Below are 24500 nucleotides of genomic sequence, written 5' to 3' on the forward strand. Positions count from 1 at the left end.
GGCCGGTTCGGCACCGGCCGCCCCCGCACGCCCGCTCAGCGGTACTTCTTCAGCTCCCGCCGCGCCAGCGAGCGCCGGTGCACCTCGTCCGGACCGTCGGCCAGCCGCAACGTCCGGTTGCCGGACCAGAGTTGGGCGAGCACGGTGTCCTGGCTGACGCCGGCCGCGCCGTGCGCCTGGACGGCCTTGTCGAGGATCCACTCGACGGTGGACGGGACGGCGATCTTGATGGCCTGGATCTCGGTGTGCGCGCCCCGGTTGCCGACGGTGTCCATCAGCCAGGCGGTCTTCAGCACCAGCAGCCGGGCCTGCTCGATCCGCACCCGCGCCTCGGCGACCCACTCCTGCACCACGCCCTGGTCGGCGAGCGGACGGCCGAACGCGATCCGGGAGTTGACCCGGCGGCAGGTCAGCTCCAGGGCCCGTTCGGCGATGCCGATGGCCCGCATGCAGTGGTGGATCCGGCCCGGGCCGAGGCGGGCCTGGGCGATCGCGAAGCCGGAGCCCTCCTCGCCGAGCAGGTTCGCCGCCGGCACCCGGACGTCGTCGAAGAGGATCTCGGCGTGGCCGCCGTGGTCGGCGTCCTCGTACCCGAACACCCGCATGCCGCGCAGCACTTGGACGCCCGGGGTGTCGCGCGGGACCAGGATCATCGACTGCTGGCGGTGCGCCTCGGCGGCCGGGTCGGTCTTGCCCATCACGATCAGGATGCGGCAGTCCGGGTTCATCGCGCCGGTGATGTACCACTTGCGGCCGTTGACGACGTACTCGTCGCCGTCGCGCTCGATCCGGGTGGTGATGTTGGTGGCGTCCGAGGAAGCCACGTCCGGCTCGGTCATCGCGAACGCCGAGCGGATGGTGCCGTCCAGCAGCGGGCGCAGCCAGCGTTCGCGCTGCTCGGGGGTGCCGAACTGGGCGAGCAGCTCCATGTTGCCGGTGTCGGGGGCCGCGCAGTTGATCGCCGCCGGGGCCAACAGGACGGAGCGGCCGGTGAGTTCGGCCAGCGGGGCGTACTGGAGGTTGGTCAGGCCCGCGCCGTGCTCCCCGGGCAAGAACAGGTTCCACAGGCCGCGCGCCCTGGCTGCCGCCCGCAGTTCGCCGACCACCGGCGGGATCGTCCACGGCTCGCGCTCCGGGTCGTCCAGCTGCGCGGCCAGCACCGGCTCCGCCGGGTAGACGAACTCGTCCATGAACGCGCCGAGTTCACCCAGCAGGTGGACCGTCCTGGCGTCGTATCCGAAGTCCATCGCTCAGCCCTCCACCGACGCGCGTCCGAACTCCACGAACAGCGGCACCATGTCGCCGACCCGGTCGAAGCCGGCGCCGACCGTCTCGCCCCTGGTCCAGCGGAAGTGGATGCCCTCCAGCACCACCGCCAGCTTGAACGAGGCGAAGCCGACGTACCAGCCGAGGCCCGAGACGTCCCGGCCGGACGACTCGGCGTAGCGGCCGACCAGTTCGGCGGTGCCGGGGAAGCCGGGGGCGAGTGCCGCGCCGGGCAGTACGCCGTCGAAGCGGCGGGCCAGTTCGGTGTACATCACCAGCAGGCCGAGGTCGGTGAGCGGGTCGCCGACGGTGGACATCTCCCAGTCCAGCACGGCGGTGATCCGGTCGTCCGGGCCGACCAGCACGTTGTCCAGGCGGTAGTCGCCGTGCACCAGCGCGGGGGCGGGGGAGTCGGGCAGGGTCTCGGCGAGCCGCCGGTGCAGCTCGTCGACGCCCGCCACCTCGCGGCTGCGGGAGGCGTCCAACTGCTTGCCCCAGCGCCGCAGTTGGCGCTCCAGGAAGCCCTCGGGGCGGCCGAAGCCGGCCAGTCCGAGCGCCTCCGGGTCGAGCGCGTGCAGGGCGACCAGGGTGTCCACCAGCCGCAGGCCGAGGCCGTGCACGCGCTGCTCGCCGAGGGCGGCCAGGGTCTTCGTGTCGCGGTGGGCGGCGCCCTCGACGTACTCCATCAGGTAGAACGGCGCGCCGATCACCGCCTCGTCCTCGACCAGCAGCACCGGCTGCGGCACCGGCACCGCCGTGGGGGCCAGCGCGCCCAGCACCCGGTACTCGCGGGCCATGTCGTGTGCGGTGGCCAGCACGTGCCCGAGCGGGGGCCGGCGCAGCACCCAGCGGGCGGCGCCGTCCTCGACCAGATAGGTCAGGTTCGACCGGCCGCCCTCGAACCGGCGGGCCGTGAGCGGTCCGGCGGTGGGGGAGGGCAGGGCGGCGTCCAGGTGGGCGCGCAGCCTCTCCAGGTCGAGTCCGGGCGGAGCGGCGGTGGTCATCGGGGGCACCTCGCAAGGGAAAAGTGAGCTGACTAAGCGCTTGCTTAGGATTGCTCCGAGGGCCCGAGTTGTCAACGAGCGCCGCCCGCCCGGGGGCGCGGACGAAAGCGCGGACCGGGCGGGCGGCGAGGCGGGTGGGCGATCAGCGGGCGACGGCGGTCGCCACCCGGTCGCCGAGCGCGCGGTCCACGTTGCGCCAGTACTGGAACGCACGTTCCAGAACCGGCTGGGACACCCCCTGCTGCAGGTGCCCGGCGATGTTGGACACCAGCCGGTCGCGGGCCGCGTCGTCCAGTACCTGGCGCACCAGCGTGCCCGCCTGCCCCCAGTCGTCGTCCTCCCGGTGCAGCGGGTACGCCTCCCGCACCATCTTCCCGGCCACGTCCCACCCCAGCGGCCCGCCCCACAGCTCCGGGTCGGCGGCCGGCCCGCCGTACGAGTTCGGCGCGTACGGGCGCGCGGTGCGGGCCGCGTCGAAGCGCATCGGGCCGTCCTTGCTGTACGAGTGCACCGGCACGTGCGGGCGGTTCGGCGGCAGCTGCGCGTAGTTCGGGCCGATCCGGTACCGGTGGGTGTCCGGGTAGGAGAAGATCCGGCCGAGCAGCATCTTGTCCGGCGAGACGCCGATGCCCGGCACCAGGTTGGACGGCTCGAACGCGGCCTGCTCGATGTGGACGAAGTGGTCCTCCGGGTTGCGGTTCAGGGTGAACCGGCCGACCTCGATCAGCGGGTAGTCGCCGTGCGGCCACACCTTCGTCAGGTCGAACGGATTGAACCGGTAGTCCCACGCCTCGTCGAACGGCATCACCTGCACGTGCAGCGTCCAGGACGGGAAGTCGCCGCCCTCGATCGCCTCGAACAGGTCGCGCCGGTGCACGTCGCCGTCCACCCCGGCCAGCCGGTCCGCCTCCTCCTGGGTGAGGAAGTCGTTGCCCTGGTCGGTCCGGAAGTGGTACTTCACCCAGAACCGCTCGCCGCCCGCGTTCACCCAGCTGTAGGTGTGCGAGGAGAAGCCGTCCATGTGCCGCCAGTTCTTCGGGATGCCCCGGTCGCCCATCAGCCAGGTCACCTGGTGCGCCGACTCCGGCGACAGCGTCCAGAAGTCCCACTGCATGTCGTGGTCGCGCACCGCGTTGTCCGGGCGGCGCTTCTGCGACCGGATGAAGTCCTGGAACTTGATCGGGTCGCGGACGAAGAAGACCGGCGTGTTGTTCCCGACCAGGTCGTAATTGCCGTGCTCGGTGTAGAACTTGAGCGCGAAGCCGCGCGGGTCGCGCCAGGTGTCCGGCGAGCCCATCTCGCCCGCCACGGTGGAGAACCGGGCCAGCATGTCGCACTGCTTGCCCGGCTGGAACAGGTCCGCCCGGGTGAACCGGCTGACGTCCGCCGTCACCTCGAAGGTGCCGTACGCGCCGCTGCCCTTCGCGTGCACCACCCGCTCCGGCACCCGCTCCCGGTTGAACTGGGCCATCTTCTCGACCAGGTAGTGATCGTGCAGCAGGACCGGGCCGACCGGGCCCGCCGTCAGCGAATGCTCGTCGCTCTCGACCGGGACACCCGCGTTGTTCGTCGTGAACGGGACGTGCTGGGACATCGGGGACTCCTCCTCGGACGCTGTGCCGGGCGGCGTCGAGGGTCGTCCACCGCGGCTGCCCCCACTCGACCACCGGCCCGCAGCGCCCACAACCGCAGGCCGCCGACCGCCGCAGGGTCAGAACCCCGGAGTGGAGTAGTCGTTCAGGAACCACAGCGCCGCCGTCCACCACAGCAGCCCGACCGCGCAGAACAGCGCCCCGCCCGCCGCCGGCAGCGCCCACCCCGGCAGCCGGCCGTGCCGCACCAGCAGCACCTTCGCCGCGAACGCCCCGTACAGGAAGCACCCCGCCACCGAGTGCACCGCCACCCGCGCGTCGGAGAACCGCACCCCGTACGCCAGCAGGCAGTGCTGCGCGATCGGCAGCGACAGCACGAACGCCGCCGCCCCGCCCAGCCGGTGCCACAGCCGCACCCGGTGCCCCGAGGGGCCGCCCCGGTACATCCACAGCGCCAGCAGCACCTGCACCAGGGCCAGGCCCAGCAGCGCCGACCCGAGCTGCGACTTCAGCCGCAGCGCGTCCACCCCCGACGCCCCGAACAGGCTCCGCCCGGCCTGCGGCGTGTGCGCCCGGCCGAACCACAGCAGTCCCGCCGTGATCACCAGCGGCGCCAGCACCGCCAGCGCGGTCTGCGCGGACACGCCCGCCCGCCGCACCTCAGCCGTCCTGGGCGCCGTCGTCGAAGCCCGCGTCCGGGTCGCCCGCCTCCGGGGCCGTGCCCGGATCCGTGTCCGCAGTGTCGGGCGGCTGCACCACGGCGGGCGCGGACGGCGTTGCCGGGACGTACGGGACCAGCGGAGTGGTGGGCACGGCCGGGGTGACGGGAGCGGCGGACGGGGTCGCGGGCGGCGACGGGGCGGCCGAGACGAACGGAATGCCGGACCCGCCGGCGGTCGGGCTCGCCGCCCCCGAGGGCACGCCTCCCGCGCCGTGCAGGGTCGAGATGTCGACGCCCACCGGGTCGCCCAGCGAGGTCACCGCGTAGAAGGTGCCGTGCGGGTCCGCCACCGTGTGCCCGGCGGCCTCGCCCGGGCCCCGGTCGCCCGCGAACCGGTACAGCGGGTGGCCCTTGTACAGCACCTGCGCCGTCCCGTCGGCGAGCGCCGCCGCACCCAGCAGCCCGTCGTCCACGCCCGGGCCGGCCAGCGGGAAGCCCGGCGTGGTCACCGGCGGCCAGGACTTCGCGCACTCGTCCAGACAGGTGGCGTGCACCGTGGTGTCCGCGCCGTCGAGGTACAGGGTGCGGCCCTGCTCGTCCACCAGGACCGGGCCGAGACTGCCCACGCTCGCCAGGCCCACCCGGGTGCCCACCGCCGTCGCGAACGCCGACGCGCCCGACGGACTCGCCCCGGCGGCCGGAGCCGGCGCCGACGCGGACCCGGCCGGCCCGGACCCGTCCGGGGCGGACCCGGCGGCCGGCGGGGCGCTCGGCGCGGAACCCGCACCGCAGGCGGCGGCCGCGAAAGCGGACAGGGACAGCAGCGCGACGGCGGCGACACGACGGGTACGGGGCATCACGACTCCTGGGCGACGGAGCGGCGGGGGGTCTCGGGCGGGGGTTTCGAGCGGGGGTTGCTAGCACAGGGGGTCCGGGCGGGCCCGGGGCACCATCCACCCCCGGCGGGCACCGCCCGGCCACTCCAGAGCGGGCCCGGTCCGCACCAGGGGGTACCGCGTTGCCCTGGACGGCCCACCCCGCGCACCGGGCGCGGCTGGCGGCCCGTCAGCCCGGGGCCCGTTCTGCGCGCCCCGCCCGGACGGGCGGACACTGGAGAAGTACGACTCCGCCCGAGGGGGCGCCCATGACCACCCAGCACAGCACCCCACCCGCGATCCGGGTCCAGGGGCTCGGCAAGCGCTTCAAGGACCTCGTCGCCCTCGACGACGTCGACTTCGAGGTGCCGTCCGGCAGCGTCTTCGGACTGCTCGGGCCGAACGGCGCGGGCAAGACCACCGCGATCCGGATCCTCACCACCATTATCCGGCCCACCAGCGGCCGGGCCGAGGTGCTCGGCGCCGACGTGGTCGCCCACCCCGCCGCCGTGCGCCGGACCATCGGGCTGGCCGGCCAGTACGCCGCCGTCGACCCCAACCTGACCGCCCGTGAGAACCTCCGCCTGATCGGCCGGCTCACCCAGCTCCCGCGCCACCGCAGGTCGCCGCGCGCCGCCGACCTGCTCGCCCGGTTCGACCTCACGCACGCCGCCGACCGGCCCGTGCGTACCTTCTCCGGCGGCATGCGCCGACGGCTCGACGTCGCCGCCGCCCTCGTCCCCGAACCGCCCGTGCTGTTCCTCGACGAGCCCACCACCGGACTCGACCCGCAGAGCCGCACCGCGCTGTGGGAGCTGATCCGGGAACTCGTCGCCGAAGGCACAACCGTGCTGCTCACCACCCAGTACCTGGAGGAGGCCGACCGGCTCGCCCACCGGGTGGCCGTCCTCGCCGAGGGCCGGGTGGTCGCCGACGACAGCCCGCACGCCCTCAAGGCCCGGCTCGGCACCACCGTGCTGGAACTCGGCATGGGCGAGGACCCGCGCGCGGCCCGCGCCGCCGCCCTGCTCGCCGACCGGCTGGCCCGCACCCCCGAGCGGGACGGCGCACTGCTGCGGCTGGCCAGCCCCGACGGGTCACTGCTGCTGATGGACGTCCTGCACGCCCTGGAATCCGAACAGCTCACCCCGCGCACCATCGCCGTCCGCGAATCCAGCCTGGACGACGTCTACCTCGCCCTCACCGGCCACCGCACCTCCTCCGGAGGCCCGACATGACCGCCGCCACCGACCTGGCCCCCGAGGCGGGCCTGTCCGGACGCCTGCTCGCGCCCGTCCGCGACGGCCTCGCCGTCTGCTGGCGCAACCTGATCGCGCTGCGCCGGGTGCCCCGGCTGCTGATCTTCTCCACCGTGCAGCCGATCGTGTTCGTGCTGATGTTCCGCTACGTGTTCGGCGGGGTGGTCGGCGCCGCCCTGCACGGGACCAGCTACGTCGACTACCTGATGCCCGGCGTGTTCGTGCAGGTGGTCACGTTCGGCGCGGTCAACACCGCGATCGGGCTGGCCACCGATTTGCAGACCGGCCTGATGGAACGCTTCCGCTCACTGCCGATGGCGCGCTCCGCCGTGCTGTCCGGGCGGACCACCGCCGACCTGGCCCGGAACGTGTTCGTGGTGGCGCTGATCAGCGGCGTCGGCTTCCTGGTCGGCTTCCGGGTGCACAGCAACGCCTGGGGGTTCCTGGCCGGGGCGCTGCTGGTGCTGGCGTTCGGCTTCGCGATGTCCTGGGTGTTCGCCGTGGTCGGGCTGGCCGTCGGCGACCCCGAGACCGCGACCGCCGCGGCCTTCCCGGTGCTCGCCCCGCTGGTGTTCGCGTCCTCCGCGTTCGTGCCCACCGCGACCATGCCCGGGTGGCTCCAGGTGTTCGCCAACCACCAGCCCGTGACCATCACCGCCGGCGCGGTCCGCGCGCTGATGCTGGGCACGCCGGTCGGCTCGCAGGTCTGGCAGGCGCTGGCCTGGGACGTCGGCATCGTGGCCGCGTTCGCGCCGCTGGGGGTGTGGCTCTACCGCAAGGCCGTGTGAGCCGCCGGGCCGACAGGGCTCGACGGCGCTCCGGGGGCTGGGGGCTGCGGGGTCAGGACGGCGGCTCGGGGGCGGGCTCCGGCTCCGGCTCCGGATCGGGCTCGGGTTCGGGCTGCTGGGTCCACACGGTGCGGTCGCCGCCGCGCCAGGCGACCAGGTCCGGGTCGTCCAGGTCCGGCTCGTCCACGCCCGCGCGGCGGATGAACTCCGCGACGTCCGCCTCCGAGGTGGCCCGCCCCACCGTCCGCCCGTAGATCTCCACCCGCCGGTACGGGCGCGCCCCGCGGGTCGGCGGGCGGACCACGACCGGCGGGTGGAATATGTCTCCGGACTTGCTCATGCCCCCAGTGTCCCGCGCCCCGGACGGACCGGCATCGGTGCAGGTCGGACGGTGCGGGCAGAGAGTGCGGGGGCGAACGCGGAGGGTGGGCCTCAGTCGGCGGCGAGCAGCCGGCGCAGCACGTCCAGCCGGCCCGGGACCAGCGGGCGGTAGCGGCCCGCCAGCAGCTCGGCGGGGCGGACGAAGCCGCACCAGTCGGCCTCGCCCGGCCACGGCGCCGGCGGGCGGTCGGTCAGCAGGCGGCGCACCACCAGGAAGCCGCCCGCCGGGTGGCCCTCCGCCGGCATCCGGCGGGCGAACAGGTCGTAGTGCCCGGGGTGGGCGAGGGCCGCCGGGGTGCGCCGGTACAGCAGCACGCGCCCGGCCGGGTCGACGTGCACCGTGACGGTGAGGCGGCGCCGCACGCCGGAGGCGGGCCCGGAGGCGGGCGCGGCGGCGGGGACGGGACGGTCGGCAACGGTGAAGGCATCCGTCGATGCGGGCGTCGGAGTGGAGGGCACAGGCATCCCGTCTGTCGCTGGGCCGGGGCCGCAGCGGCACCGGGCCGGAGGCGAGAGCCGCACCTGACGCATCATCACCACCCGGATGCGGCACGATTGTTGCACACCGTGCTCGGGTCGTGACGTATCGTGTGCGCCATTCGCGTCCCGTCATCGAATCGAGGGCCCGTGCACCCCGCCACCGCCCCCGGCGGCCTCCCGCTGCTGGGCCACCTGCCGGCCATGATCCGCCGCCCGATCGCCTTCCTCGACACCCTGCCCGCACACGGCGACCTGGTCCGCGTCCGGATCGGCCCGCGCGACCTCTACCTGGTCGGCGCACCGGAGTTGATCCGCCGGGTGCTCACCGAACGGGACGACTTCGACCGCAGCGGACCGCTCTACGCGAAGATCCGCACCTTCCTCGGCAACGGCCTCGCCACCTGCCCGCACGCCGACCACCAACGGCTCCGCCGCATCGTCCAACCCGCCTTCCAGCGGGCCCTGTTGCCGCGCTACGCCGAGACGATGACCGCCGAAACCGCGGCGCTCACCGCCCGTTGGCGATCCGGGCAGACCGTCGACGTCACCCACGAGGCCTTCACCCTCACCACCGCCGTCGCCGTCCGCACCCTGTTCTCCGCCGGCCTCACCGCCGACGCCGCCGAACGCCTGCGCCACGCCCTGGACGTGCTGCTGCGCGGCCTCTACCGGCGCGTCGTGCTGCCCGCCACCGACCTGCTCCCCACCCGCGCCCGCCGCGAGTACCGCCGCGCGCTGCGCACCTGGCACGCCGGGGTCGCCGCCATCATCGCCGACTACCGGGCGCGCGGCCGCGCGCGCGACGACGTGCTGTCGATGCTGCTCGGGGCCCGCGACGAGCACGGCGCTCCGCTGGACGAGCGCGAACTCGCCGACCAGGTGGCCACGTTGGTGCTGGCCGGGGCCGAGACCACGTCCGCCGCGCTGGCCTGGGCGCTCCGGCTGGTGGCCGAACACCCGGAGGTGGAGCGGAAGTTGCACGCCGAGGTCGACGCCGGGCCGGCCGGGCAGCCGGCCCGCTGGTCCGACCTCGCCCAACTGCCCTACGCCGCACGGGTGGTGGGCGAGACGCTGCGGCTCTACCCGCCCGCCTGGGCGATCAGCCGCACCACCACCCGGCCCCTCGAACTCGGCGGCGCCCGACTGCCCGCCGGGGCGCTGGTGGTCTGCAGCCTGTACCTGCTCCAGCGCCGCCCCGAGCTGTTCCCGGACCCGACCCGGTTCGACCCCGACCGCGCCCTCCCGCACGGCGCCTACCTCCCCTTCGGCCTCGGCGCGACCCGCTGCCTCGGCGACCGCTTCGGCACCGTCGAGGCCACCCTGGCGCTCGCCACGGTGGCCGGCCGCTGGCGGCTGCGCCCGGCGGTGGCGGGTGCGGTCCGGCCGGTGCCCCGGCTGGTGCTGTCGCCGGGGCCGCAGCCGATGCGGCTGGAGGCCCGGGTCAGTGGGCGAGCAGGTTGACGCAGGTGCGGAACAGGGGCGGGGCGGCAGCGGCCAGCGGGACGATGCGGGGGGCGAGGGCGGGGTGGTGGCGGGCGGCGAGGAGCGCGGTGGTGAGCAGGCGGTAGGGGCGGGTGGCGCGGCGCCAGGCGCGTTCGTAGCCGGCCGGGCGGCCGGTGGCCAGGCAGTGGACGGCGGCCTCGGCGGAGGCCAGGGCGATCGCGATGCCCTCGCCGGTGAGGGCGTCCAGGTAGCCGGCGGCGTCGCCGACCAGCAGCACCCGTCCGTGCACCCGCGCCGCCGCGTGCTGCCGCAGCGGGCCGGCCCCTCGGACGGGGCCCGCGCCGGCCCCGGCCAGCTGCTCCAACAGGGCCGGGAAGAAGTCGAGTTGGCGGTCGAACGGCAGGCGCTGCGAGCCGAGCACCGCCACCCCCACCGTCGCGTCCGACACCGGCGTGACGTACGCCTCCGCGTGCCGCGACCAGTACACCTCCACCAGGTCGCTCCACGGTCGCACCGCGTAGTGCCGCCGCTGCCCGTACCGGGCCGGGTGGCGGCCGGCGGCCGGCCGGTGGAGCCCGAGCAGGCGGCGGGCGGGGGAGTGCAGGCCGTCCGCCGCGACCGCGTACCGGGCGGTCAACTCGCCCACCGTGACCGATCGTTCGGAGACGGCGAGGCTCTCCGCGCGGCCGGTCGTCCGCCGGACGCCCAGCTGTTCGGCGCGGGCCGCGAGGGCGGCGTGCAGCGCGGTGCGGCGCACGCCGAGGCCGTGGCCGGTGCGGAAGCGGGCCTCGGCGGTGCGGGGGCCGTCGGCCTGCAGGTAGCGGATGCCGTGGAAGGGCCGGCCCTCGGCCGTGACGCCGAGGCGGTCCAACGCCCGTACCGCGCCCGGCATCAGGCCCTCGCCGCAGGCCTTGTCGACCGGGGTCGGGCGGGGCTCCAGCACGGTGGCGGAGAGTCCGGCGCGGGCGGCGTGGATCGCGGTGGCCAACCCCGCCGGGCCGCCGCCGATCACCAGCAGGTCGATCACGCGGCCGCCCCGCAGAGTCGCAGTGCGGCGTCCTCGCAGCGCAGACGGGTGTGCAGCAGAAGGGAGTTGAGCAGGGTGAAGCCGAGCGCCGTCACCCAGGCCGAGTGGACCAGCGGCAGTGCGAGGCCCTCCACCACCACCGCCAGGTAGTTGGGGTGCCGCAGCCATCGGTACGGCCCGCCGGCCACCAGTGGCAGGCCCGGGACCACGATCACCCGGGTGTTCCAGCGCGGCCCCAGCGTGCGGATGCACCACCAGCGCAGCCCCTGCGCGGCGAGCGCCAGGGCCAGCATCGGCCAGCCCAGGACCGGCACGAACGGCCGCTCCGCGCAGGCGACTTCGAGCAGGCAGCCGGCCAGCAGGCCGGTGTGCAGGGCCACCATCGGCGGATAGTGCCGCCGCCCGTACTCGACGCCGCCGCGGGCCAGGCTCCAGGCGGCGTTGCGGCGGGCGACCAGCAGCTCCGCCAGTCGCTCGACGGCGACCAGCGAGACCAGCAAGGTGTAGGCGATCATCGGCAACTACCAGCGCAACAGGACGAGTTCGGAGGCGAAGCCGGGGCCGAGGGCGAGCATCAGCCCGAACTCGCCCGGCCCGGGCGGGCCTTGGTCGATCACCTCGCGCAGGATGTGCAGCACCGACGCCGAGGACAGGTTGCCGCAGCGCGCCAACGACTCCCGGCTCGGTGCCAACGCGGCCTCCGGCAGGCCGAGTTCCTCACCCAGCACGTCCAACACCCGGGGCCCGCCCGGGTGGCACACCCAGGCGCCGACGTCCCCCGGCTTCAGGTCGTGCGCGGCGAGGAAGGAGGACACCTCCTCGGCGACGTGCAGCCGTACCAGCTCCGGCAGTTCGGGGCCCAGCAGGATGCCGAAGCCGGAGTTGCGCAGCTGCCAGCCGAGCAGCCGTTCGGTGCCCGGGTACAGCCGGCTGCGGGTCGCCACCACCGCCGGGCCGCCGCCCGCCGCCGGGTGGCCGTCGCCGACCGCGAGCAGGGCGCCCGCGCCGTCCCCGAACAGTGCGGTGGCCAGCAGGTTCGCCGGTGAGGTGTCGGCCCGTTGCAGGGTGAGCGAGCACAGTTCGGTGGCCAGCAGCAGGGCCGTCCGGCGGTTGTCGCGGCCGGTCAACAGCCCGTCCACCACGGCGAGTCCGCCCGCCCCGCCCGCGCAGCCGAGGCCGAACAGCGGCACCCGGCGGACGTCCTCGCGAAGGCCGAGCCGGGACGCGATCCGCGCCTCCAGCGAGGGCACCGCGATGCCCGTGACGGTGGTGGAGACCACCGTGTCGACCTGCTCGGCGGCCAAGCCGGCCTGGCGGAGCGCCGACTCGGCCGCCCGGTGCGCGAGTTCGGCCGCGGCCTCCAGCCAGGCGTCGTTCGCCGGGCCGAAGCCGTCGAACTCCTCGTGCCGTTCGAGCGGGAACGCCAGGTGGCGGGAGTGGACTCCCGAGCCCGCGAAGAACCGTTCCGACAGGGCGAGTTCGTCTCCCGCCCCGCCGCGCAGGGCCGCCAGCCCGGCGGCCAACTCGCCCTGCCGGTACCGATGGGGCGGAAGGACCCCGCACACTGCCGCGATCCGCGTCACCGGCCCAGGATAGGGACCGAACCCACCCGAACCGGGCAATCCCCCTGCGCCGGGCGCGTCCAGCTCGATCCGGCGCCGCCCGGCGCGGTGATCCCGGGCCATGGGTGCGCGGACCGTTAGCGTGGCCGGGGTGAGCGAAGCGGCAGTGGCGGACCGGGGGTTGATCGCGGGGCTGGTGCGGGCCTGCCACCCGGTGCCCGCGGCGGCGGTGACCGGGCTGGCCGCGGCGATGGCCGCCGGGGCCGGGCGGGGGGCGGCGGGGACGCTGCTGACCGGAGGGGCCGTCGCGGCGGGGCAGTTGTCGATCGGGTGGAGCAACGACCTGATCGACCGGCGACGGGACGCGGCTGCCGGGCGCACCGACAAGCCGCTCGCCCGTGCTGAATTGACTGCTCGTCAGGTTGCGGGGGCCGCCGGGTGGGCGGTCGCGGGGTGCGTGCTGCTGTCGGCGGCGTGCGGGGTCGCGGCGGCGACCGCGCACCTGGTGGCGGTGGCGGCGGGCTGGGCGTACAACCTGCGACTGAAAGGCACTTGGTGGTCCTGGCTGCCGTACGCGGTGGCGTTCGCGCTCCTCCCCGCGTTCGTCACCCTCGCGCTGCCGGGCCGGCCCTGGCCCGCCGCGCCCGTCCTCGGCGCGGGCGCGCTGCTGGGCGTCGCGGCACATTTCGCCAACGTGCTGCCGGACTTGGCCGCGGACCGGGCCGCCGGGGTCCGCGGCCTGCCGCAGCGGGCCGGGGCGCGCGTCTCGGGCCTGATCGCCGTCCTCGCCGCGACCGCCGCGGCGTTCCTGCTCGCGCCGGGCTGGCCGGTGCTGGCCGTCGCCGCCCCACCCGCCCTCGCCGTGCTCGTCGCGCCGCGCGGTCGCCTCCCGTTCCTCGCGGTCATCGCCGCCACGGCGGTCGCGGTGGCGCTGCTGCTGGCCGGCGGGGGGCTGCGCGGCGGGTAGGCGGTGGCGCGTCGGCCGAGGTTGTCCAAAAACCGGATGGTGACCGCCTCCTGGGCTCTGATGCCATGGACACCTCAAGCGTCACTCCACTCAAGGGGACACCCATGGGCCAGGTGCTCAAGCGAGCCGCCATCTCCACCGCCGCACTCGTCGCGGCCACCGCCGCCGCCGTCGGCACCGGGGCGAGCCCCGCCCAGGCCGGCATCGTGATCGCGCTCGGCAACACCTACAGCGCCGGCGTCTACTTCTCCCCCAACGCGAGCTCCGCCAAGGTCGGCGTCCCCGACCTGCACCCGGGCGACTCGGTCGCGGTCAACTGCTGGACCGTCGGCGGCAACGTCGGCAACTTCGGCGACGTCTGGTACCACGCCTACCAGGAGATCTACGGCGGCGCCCCCTACCAGCAGGTCGGCGGCTGGGTCTTCGCCCCGTACGTGGACGGCGCCGCCGCGTTCCACAACAACTGGATCCCCAAGTGCTAGTGATTCACGGGTAGTTCAAGACCGGCCCGGGCCGTGCGGACGGCCCGGGCCGGTGCGTGCCCGTAAGGGGCAGGGCTCAGATCGGATGGTCCGGGCTGTCGAGCCAGGCGTGGTGGCCGGTCGGGGTGACGGTGAGGCCGAGGCGGTCGACGGTGGGCCGGCCGGAGTGGTGCCACCAGGTGAGGGCGCGTTCGAACTCGGGCCAGAGGCGGCGGGCGCCGTACTGGCGCACCGGGTGCGTGCGGGCGCCGTCGCGGAAGGTGGCGGCGGACCAGGCCGGGGTGGTGAGGGAGTACAGCCACAGGGTGCGGGAGCCGTCGGGGTGGGGCTGGACGGCGTGGGTGACTCCGCGCAGGCGCAGGCCGACGGCGAACGGAAACGCGTCGAACTTGGCGTGCGCCGGCAGGAGTTGGCCGGTGGTGGTGTCGCTGACCGCGCCGCCCGGGGGCGGGGGTGCGGGCCGGGCGAGGCGCTGGGAGCGCATCTTCATGAACTCGACGGGCCAAAGGAACGGCCCCTCGGCGGTGCCGTCCGCACGGACGGTGAGGCGCAGGAGCGCGTCCGCGTGGGAGTAGTGGGTGCCGAACGGGGCGAGGATCAGGCCGCCCGGGCGGGTCTGCTCGATCCAGGCACGCGGAATCCCGCGCAGGCCGTAGGTGGCGATCGTCCGGTCGTAGGGCGCGCCGTCCGGGTGCCCGTGGACGCCGTCCGCGCAGACGGTGCGCGGGCAGTGGCCGGCGGCGCGCAGGCGGGTGCGCGCATGGGCGGCGACCCGCGGGTCGATCTCGACGGTGGTGACGAAGGTGTCGCCGAGGCGGTGGGCCAGCAGGGCGGCGTTCCAGCCGGTGCCGGTGCCCTGTTCGATCACCCGCATGCCCGGCTCGACGCGGAGCTCGCCCAGCATCGAGGCGACCAGCGAGGGCTGCGAGGCCGAACTGGTCGGGACCGCGCCGGGTTCGGTGCCGCGGTGGGCCCCGTCGTCCCACTGGGTGACGATCGGGATGTCGGCGGCCGAGGCGGCCGACCAGCCCGGACCGTCGGTGCGGCGGTCGAGCGGACGGCTGGTACCGGTGGCCAGGTCGTGGGCCCAGACGAGGTCGGGCAGGAAGAGCGAGCGCGGGAGGGCGTCGAAGGCTGGGGCCCACTCGGCGGGGACGGCGAAGGACCGCCCCGCAGCGGAGCGGCCCTCCTGCTCGGACGCGAGCGTCACTTGCGCCGTCCCCCGCTCCCGGGCGGCGGGCCGCTGTCAGGGGACGGTGGGGTGGGCGGCGGTGTCCACGGCGTGCCGGGGAGGCGGTCGCCTCCGGCGGTGGCGGTGTCGTCGGTGCTCATCTCGGTCTCCCGCTGATCGTGGTCGGTGGTGCTGCCGTGCCCACCGTTCCAAGCGGCCGCCGGGACATCAACGAGGCGCGCGCGAACGGGAAGTGGCGGAAGATGGCGGAAGGAGGGGCGTCGCCCGGAGCGGTCGGCGGGTCAGTGCGGGGTTGGCCCGGTGGTGCACAGGGAGGTGTCGATCAGGGCGTCGAGGCGTTGGCGGGCGGCGGGGTCGTCGAGCTGTTCGGTGACGGCGAGGGCGGCGGCGCGGCCGTCGGGGGTGGCGCCGGTGCGGGTCTCGTAGCCGGGGATGCTGCCGCCGTGGCCCCAGTAGCGGCCGCCGCAGGTGAGGGGCCGGCTGACCAGCCCGAGGCCGTAGCGGGCGCCGGGGCCGAAGGTGGCGTCGGCGGGGACGGTGGTGCGCATCTGGGCGAGTTGGGCGGCGGGGAGGAGCCGGCCGGGGGTGAGCAGGGCGGTGAAGAAGGTGTTCAGGTCGGCGTTGGTGGAGACGAGTTGGCCGGCCGCCCAGGCCCAGGACGGGTCGAGGTCGGTGACGTCGACGAGTTCGCCGCCGTCGCGGTAGTAGCCGTGCGGGTGCGGGCCCCGCAGGGCGCTCTCTCCGGGCGCCGGGAAGTAGGTGTGGCGCAGGCCGAGGCGTCGGACGATCCGGGTGTCGAGCTCGTGGCCGATGCTGTGGCCGGTGACGCGTTCGACGAGCAGCCCGGCCAGCAGGTAGTTGGTGTTGCTGTACTGCCAGGAGGCGCCGGGCGGGAACGCGGCGGGGTGGCGCAGGGCGAGGTCGAGGAGCTCGCGGGGCTGGTAGGGCCGGGGGTCGTCGTCGAGGTACGCCGTGTAGTTGGGCAGGCCGCTGGTCTGCTGGAGCAGCTGGCGGACGGTGATGTGCCGCCCGTCGATGCCGTCGCCGCGGACCAGTCCGGGCAGGTAGTGGTCGATGTCGCGGTCCAGTCGCACCCGCCCCTCGGCGGCGAGTTGCAGCACCACGACGGCGACGAAGGTCTTGGTGTTGCTGCCCACCCGCACCTCGCCGTCCGCCGGCACGGGCGCCCCGGTCGCCAGGTCGCCGACCCCGGCGGCGGCGCTCGTGCTGCGGCCGTGCTGGTCGCGGACGGTGGCCAGCGCGCCGGGGACGCCGAGCTCCGCCACCAGGGCGTCCAGCCGGGGAGCGGGCGGGGCAGTGGGCGGGGGAGTGGCGGCGACCGCGGGCGACGCGGTGGCGAGCGCCGCCAGGACGGCCGCGGCGACGATCGTCCGACGGCGGTGGCGGCGGTAACGGCGGTACGTGGCAGGCGGGTTCATGGATCCTCCGGGAGGCGGCACGGTGCCTCCAGACCATCACGCGCCCCTCCGCCCCGTCGTCGCCGCGGCGGAGGAGCCCGGCACCTGCTGCGGTCGCAGCGCGGCGCCGGGCGGGTGGTCCCGGCGGGGTACGCCGAGGGCGCGCCGACCCTGACGGCCGGTCAGGGGCGGCGTACGCCGTCAGGCGGAGAAGCCGCCGTCCACGGAGATCACCGCGCCGGTGACGTACCGGGCGTCGGGGCTCGCCAGGTGGGCGACGGTGGCGGCGATCTCCGCCGGCTCGGCGTACCGGCCGAGCGCGGTCAGGGCGGCGATGGCCCCGGCGTTCGGGCCGTCGGCGGGGTTGGCGTCGGTGTCGGTGGGGCCGGGGTGGACGAGGTTGACGGTGATGCCGCGCGGGCCGAGCTCGCGGGCCAGCCCCTTGGTGAGGCCGACCAGGGCGGTCTTGCTCATCGAGTACAGCGCGAGCCCGGGGAACGGGGCCCGTTCGGCGATGTTGCTGCCGATGCTGATGATCCGGCCGCCCTCGGTCATCCGCCGGGACGCGGCCTGCGCGAGCTCGTACGGGGCGCGGACGTTGACCGCCAACGTGGTGTCGATCTCGGCGCGGCCCAGCTGCTCCAGTGGGCCGACCAGGAAGACGCCGGCGTTGTTCACCAGCACGTCCAGCCGGCCGAGCACCTCGACGGTGCGCTCCACGGCGGCGTCCAGCGCGGCGGAGTCCGCGCTGTCGGCCCGGACGGCCAGTGCCCGGCGGCCCAGGGCCTCGATCCGTTCGACGATCCGCTGCGCGGGCGCGGCGCCCTCGCGGTAGGTGAGGGCGACGTCCGCGCCCTCCTCGGCCAGGCGGAGCGCGACGGCCGCGCCGATGCCCCGGCCGCCGCCGGTGACCAGTGCGACGTTTCCTTCAAGTCGGTTCATGGGGTTGATACTTGTGCCCGGCCGAGGCCGCCGCTGGCGGGAATCCGACCCGGCGCTCCGGCCGGAGGAGGGCGGGTCAGGCGTACGCCCGGGCCTCGGCCAGGATGCTGTCGGCGTGCCGGTCGAGCAGTGCGCCGGCCACCGCGACGCCGAGCTTCTCCGGCTCGTCGGGGGTGCCGGACAGCCGGGCCTCGACCTGGCGGACGCCGTCGACCGAGGTGACCTGGCCGTGCAGGGTGAGGACGCCGTCGGCGGTGGTGGCGTGCGCGCCGACCGGGACGGAGCAGCCGCCGTGGAGTTCGGCGAGCATGGCGCGTTCCGCGCGGACCTCCGCGTCGGTGGTCAAGTCTCCCGTGTGGTCGAGGAGTTCGCGGGCCAGCGTGTTGTCCGCGCGGAGCTGGATGCCGAGCGCGCCCTGGCCGGGGCTGGGCGGGAACAGCTCCAGCGGGAGCAGTTCGGCGATGTCGGCGGCCCGGCCGAGGCGGCGCAGTCCGGCGGCGGCCAGCACCACGGCGTCCAGCGACTTCAGTCGGGCGAGCCGGGTGGGGACGTTGCCGCGGATCCGTTCGGGGCGCAAGTCCGGCCGGACGTGCAGGAGTTGGGCGATCCGGCGGGCGGCGGAGGTGCCGATCCGGGCGCCGGGAGGCAGGGCGGCGAGCGGGGCGCCGCACAGTGCGTCGCGGACGTCTGCGCGGGGCGGCGGGGGCAGCAGGATCAGGCCGTCGGGGTTCTCGGTGGGCAGGTCCTTGAGCGAGTGCACGACCACGTCCACCTCGCGGTTCAGCAGTGCCGCGACCTGGTTGGTGGAGAACGCCGAGCCGCCGCCGCGTTCGGAGACCTCCCGCAGGGCGGCCCTGCGGTCCAGGTCGCCGTCCTCCAGGATCGCCCGGTGGCGGATCACCAGGTCGGGGAAGCGCTCCCGGACCGGCGCGAGGAACTCCCGGACCTGGGTCCTGGCCAGTTGGCTGGCCCGCGAACCCACCACCAGTTCGACCATCGTCAACTCCCGCTGCTGAAGCTCACCCTGACGGCATGCTAGCCGCTCACGGGCGTTCCGTTTTCCGACGGAATGTCGGAAAACGCGGCCGTCGGGCGCTCCAGGCGGGGCAGCGCGGGCAGGGCGGCCAGCGACGCGGCGAGCAGGAACGGCCAGGGCCGGGCCGTGGACGAACAGCAAGGTCAGCAGGCCGGGGGCGAGCGCCCGGCCGACGCCCCAGGAGAGCCGGTCGACCGCCAGGTACCGTCCGCGCCGGCCCGGATGGGCGAGGGCCGCACTCAACTCCTCGCGCCCGGGCGTGGCGACCCCTCGCCCGCGCGTGGCGACCGTCTCGGCGAGGTAGTACACCGGCATCGCGGCGACCGGCCCGCCGCCGACGGCCCGGCCGGGCGCGCCGGGCAGCAGGGCGAACCCGGCGAAGGCGAGCGCGTTCAGCACCGAGCCGCCCGCCACCGCACCGGCCGCACCGTGCTCCAGCTGCGCACGGCGGCGGCCGAACTGCTGTGCGGTACGGGCGGTCAGAGGCCGTAGACCGCGTACGAGAAGCCGTCCGCGTGCAGCGCCGAGTGCGTCAGCGACACGCCCCGCCCGAACAGCAGCCGCCCCGGCAGGTCCCGCTCCACCGGCAGGTGGGCGGGGGTGCGGCGCGGGTTGACCACCACCAGGTGGCGGTCGCCGCGCAGGTACGCCAACGGGTAGCCGGTGTGCAGGAGTTCGACCGGCGCGTCCGGCCCGAGCGCCGGGTGCGCGCGGCGCAGCGCGATCAACTGCCGCACCTGGTGCAGCAGAGAGGCCGGGTCGGCGCGCTGCGAGGCGACGTCCGGACGGTCGGGCGCGGGGTCCAGCGGCAGGTAGAAGCGCTCGGCGGGCGCGGTGGAGAACCCGGCGTCCGGGGTCGCGTCCCACTGCATCGGGGTGCGGCAGCCCGCCCGGTTGTAGTGCGGGCCCAGCACGCTGCCCTCGGTGTCCGGCAGGCCCGGCACGAAGCGCATGCCGATCTCGTCGCCGTAGTAGATCGCCGGGACGGTCGGCCAGGTCAGCTGGAAGGTGAACGCCGCCGCCAGCTGCTCGCGGGTGCGCGGGCCGGTCGCCAGCCGCGAGTAGTCGTGGTTCGCGGTCGGCAGTGCGGCGAAGCCCCGGCCGCGCATCGCCTGTGCGGCGCGCTCCCACTCGGCGGTGAACGGCTTCATCGAGCCCAGGCCGGCGGCGTCGAAGTAGCAGGGCTGCGCGGGCCAGTGCTCGTGCACGGTGCCCGCGCCGTTGTCCCACAGCGAGCGCAGCGGGGCGCCGTCCTGCGGCCCGCCGAACTGGAGGAAGAAGTCTCCGTGGAAGCCCATCGGCACCGAGCGCGCCGGGTCGCCCCACTCGGCGAGGATCACGTTGTCGGGGTGGTGGGCGTCCATCCACGCCCGGGTCTGTCGCCACAGCTTCCCGGTCTCCACGAACCCCGGGTCGTCCTTCACCAGCGAGGACGCCATGTCCACCCGGAAGCCCGCGACGCCCAGGCCGAACCAGTGCGCCATGATCTCGCGCAGCGCCGCCCGGTTCGCCCGGGGGCCCTCGGCGTCCACCGGCTGGCGCCACGGCTCGTCCGAACTGGACTGCGCGTAGCCGAAGTTGAGCGCGGGCTGGAAGTCGAAGAAGTTCGGCCGGTACCAGCCGGGCCGGCTGCCCGGTGAGGCCACGAAGCCCGGTGCGGGCCGGTCGGCCCACACGTAGCGGTGGTCGTCCGGGTCGCTCGCCGAGCGGACGAACCACGGGTGCCGGTCGGAGGTGTGGCCCGCCACCAGGTCCAGCAGCACCCGGATGCCCGCGCGGCGCGCCGCGTCGGTGAACTTCGCCAGGTCCTCCGGCGCGCCGTAGCGCGGCGCGACGGCCAGGAAGTCCGCCACGTCGTACCCGGCGTCCCCGAACGGCGAGACGAAGCACGGGTTGAGCCACACCGCGTCCACCCCCAGCCACTGCAGGTACTCCAGCCGCTCCGTCAGCCCGGCGAAGTCGCCGACGCCGTCCCCGTTCCCGTCCGCGAAACTCTGCGGATAGATCTGGTACAGCACGGCGCCCCGCGCCCACTCGGTCCCCACACCCGGCCCCTCTCGTCCCGAACACCACGGCGGTACCCCTCAGCCATGCCCGCCACGCCCGCCGCGGAACCGGGCGGACCGCAGGCGGGCGTTCCGGAAATTCCCCCCGGGCCGGGAAGCCGGCCCTACCTGCCGGGAAGGCCGGCTCCCTAGGTTTCTCGGCGCGACAACCGGCCCTGGAGAGACCCGAGTTGGGGGAGAGCATGGCTGATCTGGAAGTGGGCGTCCTGGCGATCGGCGCCGGCCCGGCGAACCTGGCCCTCGCGGCCGCGATCGAGGAGAGCGGATCGGCCGAACTGGCCGAAGGCACACTGCTGTTGGAGCAGGCCCCGGACATCAAGTGGCAGCGCGACCTGCTGATGCCGTGGGCCCGCAGCCAGGTCTCGTTCCTGAAGGACCTGGTGACGCTGCGCGACCCGCGCAGCCGGTTCTCGTTCCTCAACTTCCTGCACCAGCACGGCCGTCTGGACCAGTTCATCAACCTGGGCACGTTCCACCCGCACCGCTGGGAGTTCTCCGACTACCTGCAGTGGGTGGCGGCCTCGCTGGAGAAGGTGCGGATCCGCTACGACGCCCGGGCCACCGCCACCGAGCCCCGCTACGACCGGGACGGCCGGCTGATCGGCTGGCAGGTCACCCTCGCCGACGGCGACACCATCCGCTGCCGCGACCTGGTGGTCGGCGCCGGCCGCGACATGCACATCCCGGCGGTGTTCGCCGACCTGCCCGCCGAGAAGGTCATCCACAGCGCCCGCTTCCGCAGCCGGATCAGCGCCGTCGACAAGGACGCGCCGCTGCGCACCGTGGTGATCGGCGGAGCGCAGAGCGCCGCCGAGATGTTCATGGCGCTGTACGAGAACCTGCCGAACTCCACCGTCACCATGCTGGTCCGCTCGATCGGCCTGCAGAACTACCAGACCAGCAAGTTCGTCAACGAGCTGTTCTACCCGTCCTTCGTCGACGAGTTCTACGAGGCCCCGGCCGAGATGCGCGCCCAGGTGCTCGACGAGATGCGGCTGACCAACTACGCGGGCCTCGCCCCGCCGTTCCTCGACGAGCTGTACATGGTGCTCTACCGGGAGAGGATGATCGGCACCGGCCGCGCCGAGGTCCGGCCGATGACCGAGGTGGTCGCCGCCCGCGAGGAGGACGGCGAGGTGGTGCTCGACCTGCGCGACCGGCGCACCGGGAAGACCGCCGAACACCGCTGCGACCTGGTGCTGCTCGGCACCGGCTACGACAGCCGGATGCCCGCCCTGGTACGGGAGTTGACCGAGAAGGCCGGACTGCCCGAGGTCGCCGTCAGCCGCGACTACCGGGTCGACCTGGGCACCGGCGCCGACGCCGCGCTGTACCTGCAGGGCGTCAACGAGGCCACCCACGGCATCGCCGACTCGCTGATCAGCGTGCTCGCCCACCGCGCCCGCGACATCACCGGCGACCTGCTGACCCGCCACGGCCTCGCCCCGGCGGAGGCCCGCTGATGGCCGCGCTGCTGGTGATCGCCCCCGGCCCCACCGCCAACGGCGACCTGCACCTGGGCCACCTCGCCGGGCCGTTCCTGTCCGCCGACGTGTGCGCCCGCTACGCCCGCGCCACCGACCGCGACACCCTGTTCGGCACCGGCGTGCACTTCACCCAGAACTACATCGTCACCACCGCCCGCCGCCTCGGCGAACAGCCCGAGGAGCTCCGGCTGCGCGCCGCCGAACAGGTCGAGGCCACCCTGGCCGCCGCCGGCATCCTCCCCGACGGCTTCGTCCGGTTCGACGAGCGGTACCTCAAGACCGTCCGCACCTTCTTCGAACGGCTGCACGGCGAAGGGCACTTGAGGCTGCGCAAGGTGCGGTTCCCGTACCTGCCGGACACCGGCGAGTACCTCACCGACGCGTACGTGCGCGGCGGCTGCCCGGTCTGCCTGGCCGAGGGCTGCGCCGGGCTGTGCGAGAACTGCGGCCACTGGATCGCCTCCGGCGAACTCCTCGACCCGCGCTCCACCCGGCACCCCGAACTCCCCGTCGAACTGCGCGAACACCAGGTGCTGGTGCTGCCGCTGGAGGAGCACCGGGCCGCCCTGGCCTCCTACTTCGCCCGGCTCGCCCCCACCATGCGGCCCCGACTCGCCCAGCTCGTCGAGGAGTTGATGGCCCGCCGACTGCCCGACTACCCGATCACCCTGCCCATCGACTGGGGCATCCCCGCGCCGTTCCCGGAGACCCCCGGCCAGGTGCTGTACTCCGACACCGAGACCGTCGCCTGGAGCCTGCACGCCGTCGCGCTGGCCGCCGAGGCCAGGGGAGAAGTCCCCGGCGACGAGGAACGGCACTGGGCCGTCGAGGCCGGACCCGAAGTGGTGTACTTCTTCGGCTCCGACGCCAGCTTCGCCTTCGCGCTGGCCGGCACCGCCATGCTGCTCGCGCTCGGCGGCCTCGCGCTGCCCGCGCACTTCGTCACCAACGAGTTCTACGAACTCGACAGCGACAAGTTCTCCACCAGCCGCGGCCACGTCGTCACCGGACGGCAGCTCACCGCCGAAGTCCCCCGCGACCTGGTCCGCTACTACCTGGCCGCCACCGGCCCCGACTTCCAGCGCACCAACTTCACCCGCGCCGCCATGGACCGGGTCTGCGGACAGCGCCTGGTCGAACCCTGGAACCGCGTCGCCGCCAAGGCCGAGGCCCACCTCGACCGGGGCCCGCTCCCGGTCAGCGCCCGCTCCCGGCACGCCGCCGCACTGATCGCCGAACGCTTCGCCGCCGCCCTGCGCCCGCGCCGCTTCAGCCTCAGCGCCGCCGCCTTCACCCTCACCGAACAGCTCGGCCGGCTCGACCGCTGGGAGGTCACCGACGCCGACGCCGGCGACTTCTGGCACGAACTCGACCTGTTCCTGCGCTGCGCCGCCCCGCTGCTGGTCGACCTGGCCGCCGAGGCGCTGCCCGACACCGCCATCCCCGCCGCCCCGTCAGCCACCACCGTCCGGCCCCGCCCGCTGCCCCGGCTCGGCGCCCACCCGCGCGGCGGCGGACGGTGAGCAGCGCCGGGCACGTGGTGGTGGTCGGCGGCGGCGTCACCGGCCTGCTCACCGCCGTCGCCTGCGCCCGGGCCGGACAGCGCGTCACCGTCCTCGAACGCGGCCCGCTGCCCAACCCGGACGCCACCTCGCACGACCAGCACCGCGCCATCCGCACCCTGCTCCCCGGCGACCCGGACGGCACCGCCCGCCGACTCGCCGCGCACCGCCACTGGGAAGAGCTGGAGGCCCTGTTCGGCACCGAGCTGTACCGCCGGGTCGGCGTCCTCACCGCCTGGCCGACCGAGCGCCTGGACGAGCTGCTCGCCGAGGCCGACCGGGCCGGCATCCCGCTCGACCTGCCGACCGGCGACCGGCTCCCGCCGCTGGGAATGCCGGCGGGGACGGTCGGGGTGCGCGAGCGCACCGGCGGCGTGCTGCTCGCCGACCGGGTGCTGCGCGCCGCCACCCGCTGGCTCGCCGCCCGGCCCGGCGTGCGGCTGCGCCCGCACAGCACCGTGCGGACGGTGTTCGCCGGCTCCGGACGGATCGTGCTGGACAGCGGCGAGGTGGTCCGCGGCGACCTGGCGCTGCTGGCCGGCGGGCCGTGGACCCGCAGGCTGACGGCCACCCGGGTCACGCTGTACCGGCAGACCATGGTCTACCTCGGCCGCCCCGCCGGCGGCGACCGCTGGGACGGCGCGCCCGCCGCGGGCGGCCTCGGCCGCGAAGGCCGCGGCTGGGTGCTGCCGCCCGGCGCCGGCACCCTGCTCAAACTCAGCTCCGACACGGTGTGCCGCCCCGTCGCGGACACCGACAGCGCGGGCGAGGACCAGCAGCCGTACCTGGACCGCCTCGCCGGCGAAGGCATCCTGCCCGACCTGGAGCGCCACCCCGTGGTCGGCGTCCGGGTCTGCCACTACACGGCGGACGCCGCCACCGGCGGCCCGCTGCTGGCCCCCGTCTCCCCGGGCCTGTGGACCCGCGCCGCGTGCGGCGGCAGCGGATTCTCCACCGCCCCGCTGGTCGCGGAGCGCATCGCCGCCGCCGCGAGGGAGGCGGCATGACCA

At 75.1% G+C, this 24500-nt stretch carries 23 protein-coding genes; 8 read left to right on the top strand and 15 right to left on the bottom strand.

Annotated elements, in window-relative coordinates; translation table 11 throughout:
• Nucleotides 1-35: 35 nt before the first annotated feature.
• The 5 genes from ACWEMJ_RS19920 to ACWEMJ_RS19940 all read right to left on the bottom strand — a co-directional run bounded on the left by ACWEMJ_RS19920 (nt 36) and on the right by ACWEMJ_RS19940 (nt 5380).
• The gene (locus tag ACWEMJ_RS19920) at nt 36-1247 is read right to left on the bottom strand and encodes an acyl-CoA dehydrogenase family protein (RefSeq protein WP_452138386.1); all 1212 of its coding nucleotides are present in this window, start codon (nt 1245-1247) and stop codon (nt 36-38) included.
• Between the two features lie 3 nt (nt 1248-1250).
• Entirely contained in the window at nt 1251-2270 is a 1020-nt protein-coding gene (locus ACWEMJ_RS19925; RefSeq protein ID WP_452138387.1) for a phosphotransferase family protein, read from the bottom strand.
• A 142-nt stretch (nt 2271-2412) separates the two neighbouring features.
• The gene (locus tag ACWEMJ_RS19930; protein ID WP_452138388.1) at nt 2413-3864 is read right to left on the bottom strand and encodes a catalase; all 1452 of its coding nucleotides are present in this window, start codon (nt 3862-3864) and stop codon (nt 2413-2415) included.
• A 117-nt stretch (nt 3865-3981) separates the two neighbouring features.
• Complete coding sequence (locus ACWEMJ_RS19935) at nt 3982-4506, bottom strand: DUF6529 family protein (protein WP_452138389.1); 525 nt, start codon at nt 4504-4506, stop codon at nt 3982-3984.
• Nucleotides 4507-4522: 16 nt separating this feature from the next.
• A complete protein-coding gene (locus tag ACWEMJ_RS19940; protein ID WP_452138390.1) occupies nt 4523-5380 on the bottom strand; it encodes a hypothetical protein in 858 nt (285 codons plus the stop codon).
• Nucleotides 5381-5667: 287 nt separating this feature from the next.
• Here ACWEMJ_RS19940 and ACWEMJ_RS19945 point away from each other — a divergent pair, with 287 nt between their 5' ends.
• Nucleotides 5668-6636: an ATP-binding cassette domain-containing protein gene (locus ACWEMJ_RS19945; protein ID WP_452138391.1), complete on the top strand. Its 969-nt coding sequence runs from the start codon at nt 5668-5670 to the stop codon at nt 6634-6636.
• A complete protein-coding gene (locus ACWEMJ_RS19950) occupies nt 6633-7445 on the top strand; it encodes an ABC transporter permease (RefSeq protein ID WP_452138392.1) in 813 nt (270 codons plus the stop codon). Before ACWEMJ_RS19945 ends, ACWEMJ_RS19950 begins: the two co-directional genes overlap by 4 nt.
• 52 nt (nt 7446-7497) lie before the next feature.
• On the opposite strand, the gene ACWEMJ_RS19955 is transcribed toward ACWEMJ_RS19950, so the two are convergent.
• Both ACWEMJ_RS19955 and ACWEMJ_RS19960 read right to left on the bottom strand, forming a co-directional pair.
• Nucleotides 7498-7785: a hypothetical protein gene (locus ACWEMJ_RS19955; RefSeq protein ID WP_452138393.1), complete on the bottom strand. Its 288-nt coding sequence runs from the start codon at nt 7783-7785 to the stop codon at nt 7498-7500.
• A gap of 92 nt (nt 7786-7877) precedes the next feature.
• Entirely contained in the window at nt 7878-8285 is a 408-nt protein-coding gene (locus ACWEMJ_RS19960) for a hypothetical protein (RefSeq protein ID WP_452138394.1), read from the bottom strand.
• A gap of 168 nt (nt 8286-8453) precedes the next feature.
• On the opposite strand from ACWEMJ_RS19960, the gene ACWEMJ_RS19965 reads away from it, so the two are divergent.
• Nucleotides 8454-9767: a cytochrome P450 gene (locus ACWEMJ_RS19965; protein ID WP_452138395.1), complete on the top strand. Its 1314-nt coding sequence runs from the start codon at nt 8454-8456 to the stop codon at nt 9765-9767.
• Here ACWEMJ_RS19965 and ACWEMJ_RS19970 read toward each other — a convergent pair.
• From ACWEMJ_RS19970 to ACWEMJ_RS19980, 3 genes are read right to left on the bottom strand one after another with little or no spacing between them, the layout of a single operon-like run.
• Complete coding sequence (locus tag ACWEMJ_RS19970) at nt 9748-10776, bottom strand: NAD(P)/FAD-dependent oxidoreductase (RefSeq protein WP_452138396.1); 1029 nt, start codon at nt 10774-10776, stop codon at nt 9748-9750. The two genes, ACWEMJ_RS19965 and ACWEMJ_RS19970, sit on opposite strands and share 20 nt — an antisense overlap.
• Nucleotides 10773-11291 carry an isoprenylcysteine carboxyl methyltransferase family protein gene (locus ACWEMJ_RS19975; RefSeq protein WP_452138397.1) on the bottom strand — a complete coding sequence of 173 codons (519 nt, stop codon included), beginning with the start codon at nt 11289-11291 and terminating at the stop codon, nt 10773-10775. Before ACWEMJ_RS19975 ends, ACWEMJ_RS19970 begins: the two co-directional genes overlap by 4 nt.
• A 6-nt stretch (nt 11292-11297) precedes the next feature.
• Nucleotides 11298-12359 (bottom strand): type III polyketide synthase, encoded by a 1062-nt coding sequence (locus ACWEMJ_RS19980; RefSeq protein WP_452138398.1) that lies wholly within the window; start codon nt 12357-12359, stop codon nt 11298-11300.
• A gap of 130 nt (nt 12360-12489) precedes the next feature.
• Between ACWEMJ_RS19980 and ACWEMJ_RS19985 the strand changes: the two genes are divergently transcribed.
• The gene (locus ACWEMJ_RS19985; RefSeq protein ID WP_452138399.1) at nt 12490-13305 is read left to right on the top strand and encodes a UbiA family prenyltransferase; all 816 of its coding nucleotides are present in this window, start codon (nt 12490-12492) and stop codon (nt 13303-13305) included.
• Between the two features lie 104 nt (nt 13306-13409).
• Entirely contained in the window at nt 13410-13787 is a 378-nt protein-coding gene (locus ACWEMJ_RS19990; RefSeq protein ID WP_452138400.1) for a hypothetical protein, read from the top strand.
• Between the two features lie 76 nt (nt 13788-13863).
• Here the strand turns inward: ACWEMJ_RS19990 and ACWEMJ_RS19995 are convergent, their stop codons facing one another.
• The 5 genes from ACWEMJ_RS19995 to ACWEMJ_RS20015 form a co-directional block, all read right to left on the bottom strand.
• On the bottom strand, nt 13864-14997 hold the full coding sequence (locus ACWEMJ_RS19995) for a methyltransferase domain-containing protein (RefSeq protein WP_452138401.1): 1134 nt from the start codon (nt 14995-14997) through the stop codon (nt 13864-13866).
• A gap of 263 nt (nt 14998-15260) precedes the next feature.
• A complete protein-coding gene (locus ACWEMJ_RS20000; RefSeq protein WP_452138402.1) occupies nt 15261-16418 on the bottom strand; it encodes a serine hydrolase domain-containing protein in 1158 nt (385 codons plus the stop codon).
• Nucleotides 16419-16598: 180 nt separating this feature from the next.
• Complete coding sequence (locus ACWEMJ_RS20005; RefSeq protein WP_452138403.1) at nt 16599-17339, bottom strand: SDR family NAD(P)-dependent oxidoreductase; 741 nt, start codon at nt 17337-17339, stop codon at nt 16599-16601.
• Nucleotides 17340-17415: 76 nt separating this feature from the next.
• Complete coding sequence (hemC, locus tag ACWEMJ_RS20010) at nt 17416-18789, bottom strand: hydroxymethylbilane synthase (RefSeq protein WP_452138404.1); 1374 nt, start codon at nt 18787-18789, stop codon at nt 17416-17418.
• Between the two features lie 65 nt (nt 18790-18854).
• A complete protein-coding gene (locus ACWEMJ_RS20015) occupies nt 18855-20420 on the bottom strand; it encodes an alpha-amylase family glycosyl hydrolase (protein WP_452138405.1) in 1566 nt (521 codons plus the stop codon).
• A 203-nt stretch (nt 20421-20623) separates the two neighbouring features.
• Between ACWEMJ_RS20015 and ACWEMJ_RS20020 the strand changes: the two genes are divergently transcribed.
• Genes ACWEMJ_RS20020 through ACWEMJ_RS20030 form a run of 3 tightly spaced genes read left to right on the top strand, consistent with a single transcriptional unit; the run spans nt 20624 to nt 24497 of the window.
• Nucleotides 20624-21904: a lysine N(6)-hydroxylase/L-ornithine N(5)-oxygenase family protein gene (locus ACWEMJ_RS20020; protein WP_452138406.1), complete on the top strand. Its 1281-nt coding sequence runs from the start codon at nt 20624-20626 to the stop codon at nt 21902-21904.
• Nucleotides 21904-23451 (top strand): class I tRNA ligase family protein, encoded by a 1548-nt coding sequence (locus tag ACWEMJ_RS20025; protein WP_452138407.1) that lies wholly within the window; start codon nt 21904-21906, stop codon nt 23449-23451. Before ACWEMJ_RS20020 ends, ACWEMJ_RS20025 begins: the two co-directional genes overlap by 1 nt.
• Nucleotides 23448-24497, top strand: coding sequence for an NAD(P)/FAD-dependent oxidoreductase (locus ACWEMJ_RS20030; RefSeq protein ID WP_452138408.1), 1050 nt, complete (start codon nt 23448-23450; stop codon nt 24495-24497). Before ACWEMJ_RS20025 ends, ACWEMJ_RS20030 begins: the two co-directional genes overlap by 4 nt.
• The last annotated feature ends 3 nt before the right edge of the window (nt 24498-24500 follow it).

The organism is Kitasatospora sp. NPDC004531 (assembly GCF_053602195.1).